This window comes from Fibrobacter sp., assembly GCF_017551775.1.
GTDB lineage: Bacteria > Fibrobacterota > Fibrobacteria > Fibrobacterales > Fibrobacteraceae > Fibrobacter.
Genome location: NZ_JAFZKX010000090.1, coordinates 1 through 6,090, shown reverse-complemented (window position 1 = coordinate 6,090; position 6,090 = coordinate 1). Strand labels below are relative to the sequence as shown.

Genomic DNA, 6,090 nt, shown 5'->3' with positions numbered 1-6,090 from the left:
TGTCATGCCAGATGTCATGCTGACGAAGGTCAGCATCGGATTGTTCTTTCCGGAGCCTGTCACCCCGGCCTTGTTGAGCCTGCCCCGGACTCGTTCCAGGGGAGTCGCCGCTCCTTACCTGAATGTCATCCCGGCCTTGTGCCGGGATCACCTGTTCTAACCAGAACCTTTTTTTAGTATGTTTGCTACGAGGTCCATTTCGCACGCAAACAAAATCACTTCGTTCCATTGTTTGCGAATGCGACCGTTCGCGCTACGCTCTGGTAATGCGCTTTGGTTCGCGCTCACTCTCGCCACCACGCCTCGTTAATACGAGGCGCTTGTGGCTCACGGCAAAACGCCCTCTCTCCGCAAAGAAACACGAGAGGGGCTCTGGAAAAGGAGTGTTTATCTCGGGAACGTTTCGAAGCGGATTTCTTGGTGTTCTTGTTGTTGGACTTGACGTTCTTGGACATGATTTTCGCCTTTTTAGTTAAAACTTTTCGTGTGGAATTTCTGAAAAATTCCGTTTAGGGTAAAACAACTACAGCGCACCTCAGGGTGCGTTGTAATTATTTTCAAAAATTTTGATTATTCTTCTTGTTTAGTACAGCGGACGGAGAAGCCGGCGGTTTTCAACTCTCCATCATCAGATTGGGGCGCACGGTTGTTTGTGGCTGACACGTAACCCACTGTTGAGTATACAGTCTTATCATAATCATGTTCTCGCGGGTAGAACCAGAAGACACTTTTTTTAAGGAAATCAACCCCCCCCTCAATAGTTCTTGCTCCCGCACCAGTCAGGGAGAATCCGCTGGTATTCGTTCCGCTGAACCCATATGTGGAACGCAACCCCTTGACTCCGTCATTATTCGGATCATCATACCCCATCACGACACAATAATCATCGTAGGTAAACAGCCTCCAGCCATCAGGGCAGATTCCTTGGTGATTTTCCTGAATAAGTTCAGCGCAACTCTCGGTATTGCAGCGGCTCGGCAACTGCATCATCTCGGCCCACTGGTAAAGGCCACCGAACTCGTCGCACTTGGTGGTATCGTTATTATAGCAATAGCGCTCTATCTTGGTGTCGTCATTCTGATCGTTTTCGCCGAGCACCATATCACCGATATTCAGGTTCTCGGCCATCACGGTCACTGAATATCCCTTATATTCCGAGTAAATCGTGATGTAGTAGTAGCTGCGGCCGTTGCGCGGGTCAGTAAACGTACTGTAGCGGTTTTCCCCAATACGCCAAGCTCCAGCCAGTGTATTCGAATGGTCAAACGGCACGTACTCGCTGCTGCTCAACACGACGCTCGAAGAAGACTTCGCACTAGAGCTCGACTGCGGTGTGACGCTCGAAGAGGACTTCGCGGAACTGCTAGACGCGGCGCTCGAGGAAGACTTCGCACTGCTGCTGGACTTCGCACTAGAACTCGACTTCGGCGTGACGCTAGAAGAGGACTTCGCGGAACTGCTAGACGCGACGCTCGAGGAAGACTTCACACTGCTGCTGGACTTCGCACTAGAGCTCGACTTCGCGTTGACTGAAGAAGAATACTTGGCAGAGCTACTGGACACACTTGTCTCGTCTTCGCTCGACTGCGGTGTGACGTCTTCGATACTGCTGGACGACTCGTCGTCGCGCGGGGCAAAACTGCTCTCATCATCACAGGCGGCCAAGAGAAAGATACTTGCGATAAAGAACACCATACCGATGTGCCCAACGCCTTTTAACGACGACAAAAGTCCAAACTTCTTCATATGTCCTCCAAAGGGCCGGTCTAACAGCAGACCTTCCAATTCCCTCCTAAATATAACCAAATAGGCTTCTGTATATTAAAGGTATTGCAATCCGCTCGGTGGCGGGTCCGGCCATCGAGTAAATTCAATTTTACAAACGACTGTGCGTTTTATCCCCAAGAACATCATATTTATCAATTTTTTTCTAAAAATTTGCCTTCTTTTTGAACTTTTGCAAAAAATTACTTGTATATTACTAACGAAATTTTCTGGATTAGGGCTCACAGGAGCGTTTTTTGTCATGTAGTCCGGTCCAGGAACCGTAATTGGAGATATATATGGCAGAAGACTTGCAATACCTTATGGAACGCATCCAGAAAGATGCCGTCGATAAAGCAGAAAACGACGCCGCGGCGATCATAGCCAAGGCCAAGGAAAAGGCCGCTGAAATTATAAAGGCTGCCGAGGCCGAGGCGAGCGCCAAGCTGGAAAAGGCCGATAAGGACGCAGAAGCATTTACAGAACGTAGTGAACGCACGCTTGAACAGGCTGCACGCGACTTGCTGCTCTCTGTGGGCAAGAACCTCGAAAAGATGATTATGGACCTTTTGAACCTCGAAGTGGAAAAGTCTCTCGACGAAGCCACCGTGAAGTCCATGCTCCTGACTCTCGCCAAGAATTACTCTTCCGACATCGAAGTCGACTTCTCCGAAGCCGACGTGAACAAGCTTACCTCCTTCGTGACGGGCGAATTCGCCAAGAAGCTCAAGGCCGGCGTCAAGGTCGAAAGCGACAAGGGCGTCAAGTTCGGTTTCCGTGTCAAGCTCGACGGCGGCAAGGTCACCCACGAATTTACAGAGGCTGCCATGGCCGACGCTCTTTCGGCCCTCCTCCGTCCGCAACTTGCTAAAGTGGTAAACGCTGCAGCACAGGCGAAGTAGGAACCGATGAGCAGTCCTTCTTACTTGATGGCCTCTCTTCCGATGATCGAGCTGGGCGATGTCCCGCCGCTCACCATGGAAGAGTTCCGCCACCGCTGTATTGGCGTACTGGACGCATCCGAGCTTGTAGCCCTGGATGCGCTCCTTGCTGGCGAAGAATGTGACGACGAGTTCGTGGCCGCTTACCAGGCCCACGAAATACAGATGAAGAACGTTTCCGGGAGGCTCCGCGCCAGCGCGTGGGGGCCCGATGTGCGTTTTACTGAACGCTCCTTCCCGGGCTACGACGTCACTTTCGCCAAGATGATTCAGGACGCGTTTGCCAAGTCGAATCCTATGGAAAAAGAGCAGGATATCGACAAGGCCCGTTTCTGGCTTGTAGATTCCCTGGCCGGTGTAGGCGAGGGGACAGTCAAGCATGTCTACGCTTATGCGATTAAGCTTATGATTTGTGAACGTTGGGCGCGCCTCTCCGAAAGTGCGGGTGACGCTGCCGTGTTGAATGTTATTAATGCAAACGATCCTGCCTTTGCCGCACAGGCAGCGCAGGAATGACCGGAGGTCCATTTTCAATGGCTAGTATCGGAAAAATCACAGGCGTTAACGGTAACTTGATTCGCGTCAAGTTCGAAACCGCCGTGTCCCAGAACGAAGTGGCGTATGCCAAGCTTATCCAGAAAAACAAGGACGGCAAGTCCGAAGTTATCCCCCTTAAGAGCGAAGTCATCCGTATTCGCGGTGACTACGCCGAACTCCAGGTGTTCGAAGACACCACGGGGCTCAAGACGGGTGATGAGGTGGAATTCACCGGCGAACTTTTGTCCGTAGAACTTGGCCCCGGCCTCTTGACCCAGGTCTTTGACGGTCTGCAGAACCCGCTCCCGAAGCTTGCCGAAGAATGCGGCTTTTTCCTGCAGCGCGGTAAGTATTTGAAGGCACTCCCCCGCGACAAGAAGTGGGCATTTACCCCGGTCGCGAAGGTGGGCGATGTGGTGGTTGCGGGCGATACGCTCGGCACCGTTCCCGAAGGCGTGTTTACGCATCGCATTATGGTGCCGTTCCGCCTGCTTGGCAAGTGGACCGTGGAATCGGTTGCTGCCGCTGGCGAACGCACTGTCGAAGAAGTGGTCGCCAAACTCAAGAATGACAAGGGTGAAACCCAGGATGTGACCATGGTGCAGACCTGGCCGGTGAAGATGCCGATCAAGGCCTTCGAAGAACGCCTCCGTCCCTCCAAGCCTCTGACCATGCAACAGCGCATTATCGATACGTTCTTCCCCGTGATGCAGGGCGGTACGTTCTGTACGCCGGGCCCCTTCGGTGCCGGTAAGACCGTGCTCCAGCAGCTCATGAGCCGCTACGCCGACGTGGATATCGTGATCTTGGCCGCTTGCGGTGAACGTGCAGGTGAAGTGGTGGAAACCCTTCGCGAATTCCCTGAACTGATTGACCCGCGTACCGGCAAGTCCCTCATGGAACGTACGCTGATTATTTGTAACACGTCTTCGATGCCGGTGGCTGCTCGTGAAGCTTCCGTGTACACGGGCGTGACTCTCGCCGAATACTACCGCCAGATGGGCCTGAACGTGCTCCTGTTGGCTGACTCTACCTCTCGTTGGGCTCAGGCTCTGCGTGAAATGAGCGGCCGTCTGGAAGAAATTCCGGGCGAAGAAGCCTTCCCGGCCTACCTCGAATCCGTGATTGCCGCCTTCTATGAACGCGGTGGCGTGGTTCGCCTCAAGGACGGCTCTACCGGTTCCGTGACGATTTGCGGTTCCGTGTCGCCTGCAGGTGGTAACTTCGAAGAACCGGTGACCCAGGCTACCTTGAAGGTGGTGGGCGCGTTCCTCGGCCTTTCCCGTGAACGTTCCGACCAGCGCCGTTTCCCGGCTATCCACCCGTTGGATTCTTGGTCCAAGTACGAAGGCATCATCGACAGCAAGAAGGTGGCCGAAGCCCGTCACATCCTCGCAAACGGCGTGGACGTGAACAACATGATGAAGGTGGTGGGCGAAGAAGGTACCTCGATTGACGACTTCGTGATTTACCTGAAGTCCGAATACCTGGACTCCGTTTACCTGCAGCAGGACGCCTACAACGAAATCGACGCCGCCTGCTCCGCCGAACGCCAGAAGTACGTGTTCGACAAGGTTTACACTATCCTCAAGACCCCGATGAAGTTCAGCGAGAAGGATGTCGCACGTACGTTCTTCCTCAAGCTCACTCAATCGACGAAGGACTGGAACCGCGTCAAGTTCGATTCCCAGGAATTCAAGGACCTTGAACAAAGTATTTTCGCTTCCGTGAAGGAGGTTTCCGCTAATGCATAATGTGGCATACCATCGTATTGAACGCATCGCCGGTTCCGTGATTACGCTCCGTGCCGAAGGTGTAGCAAACCAGGAACTTGCCCAGGTGACAAGCTCGTTCGGAACATCCCTTGCCCGCGTGATCCGTATTGACGGCGACATGGTGGACTTGCAGGTGTTCGCAGGTGCCCGCGGTATTTCCACCGACTCCGAAGTGCGCTTCCTTGGCGAACCGATGAAGGTCCCGTACAGCGAAGCCTTGCTTGGCCGCGTGTTTAACGGTGCCGGCAAGCCCCGCGACAACGGCCCTGAAGTGGACGGCGAACGCATTACTATCGGCGGCCCTTCCGTGAACCCTGCCAAGCGTATCATCCCGAAGACGATGGTGCGTACGGGTATCCCGATGATCGACGTGTTCAACACGCTTGTGGTTTCGCAGAAACTCCCGATTTTCTCTATCGCCGGTGAACCTTACAACGAACTCCTGGCCCGCATTGCCTTGCAGGCCGAAGTGGACGTGATTATCCTCGGCGGCATGGGCCTGAAGCACGACGACTACCTGTACCTGAAGGACTTCCTCGAAAAGAACGGTGCCCTTAGCCGTACGGTGATGTTCATGCACACCGCTTCTGACCCCATTGTGGAATGCTTGCTCGTGCCGGATGCTTCCCTCGCTGTGGCTGAAAAGTTTGCTACCGAAGGCAAGAACGTGCTCGTGCTTCTCACCGACATGACGAACTTTGCAGACGCCATGAAGGAAATCGCTATTACGATGGAACAGATTCCGTCGAACCGTGGTTATCCTGGCGACCTTTACTCTCAGCTTGCTAGCCGTTACGAAAAGGCTGTGGACTTCGAAGGTTCGGGCTCCATCACCATTTTGGCTGTGACGACCATGCCTGGTGACGACGTGACCCACCCGGTTCCGGACAACACCGGTTACATTACCGAAGGTCAGTTCTACCTGCGTAAGGGCCGTATCGAACCGTTCGGTTCTTTGAGCCGCTTGAAACAGCAGGTGAACGGCAAGACCCGTAGCGACCACCGTACCATCATGAACACCATGATCCAGCTGTACGCAAGCTACAAGGAAACTTTGGAAAAGCAGTCCATGG

General features: G+C 53.6%; 5 protein-coding genes. 4 read left to right on the top strand and 1 reads right to left on the bottom strand.

The window, feature by feature from the left end; all coding sequences use genetic code 11:
- Nucleotides 1-570: 570 nt before the first annotated feature.
- Complete coding sequence (locus IK012_RS10735; RefSeq protein ID WP_290954251.1) at nt 571-1,746, bottom strand: FISUMP domain-containing protein; 1,176 nt, start codon at nt 1,744-1,746, stop codon at nt 571-573.
- A gap of 317 nt (nt 1,747-2,063) precedes the next feature.
- Here IK012_RS10735 and IK012_RS10730 point away from each other — a divergent pair, with 317 nt between their 5' ends.
- From IK012_RS10730 to IK012_RS10715, 4 genes are all read left to right on the top strand, one after another.
- Complete coding sequence (locus tag IK012_RS10730) at nt 2,064-2,666, top strand: ATPase (protein ID WP_290954248.1); 603 nt, start codon at nt 2,064-2,066, stop codon at nt 2,664-2,666.
- A 6-nt stretch (nt 2,667-2,672) separates the two neighbouring features.
- Nucleotides 2,673-3,221: a DUF2764 family protein gene (locus IK012_RS10725; protein ID WP_290954245.1), complete on the top strand. Its 549-nt coding sequence runs from the start codon at nt 2,673-2,675 to the stop codon at nt 3,219-3,221.
- 17 nt (nt 3,222-3,238) lie between these two features.
- Nucleotides 3,239-4,996, top strand: a complete 1,758-nt coding sequence (locus tag IK012_RS10720; RefSeq protein WP_290954242.1) for a V-type ATP synthase subunit A — start codon at nt 3,239-3,241, stop codon at nt 4,994-4,996.
- On the top strand, nt 4,989-6,090 hold a 1,102-nt coding region (locus IK012_RS10715), incomplete at its 3' end, for a V-type ATP synthase subunit B (RefSeq protein ID WP_290954239.1). The genes IK012_RS10720 and IK012_RS10715, both read left to right, overlap by 8 nt.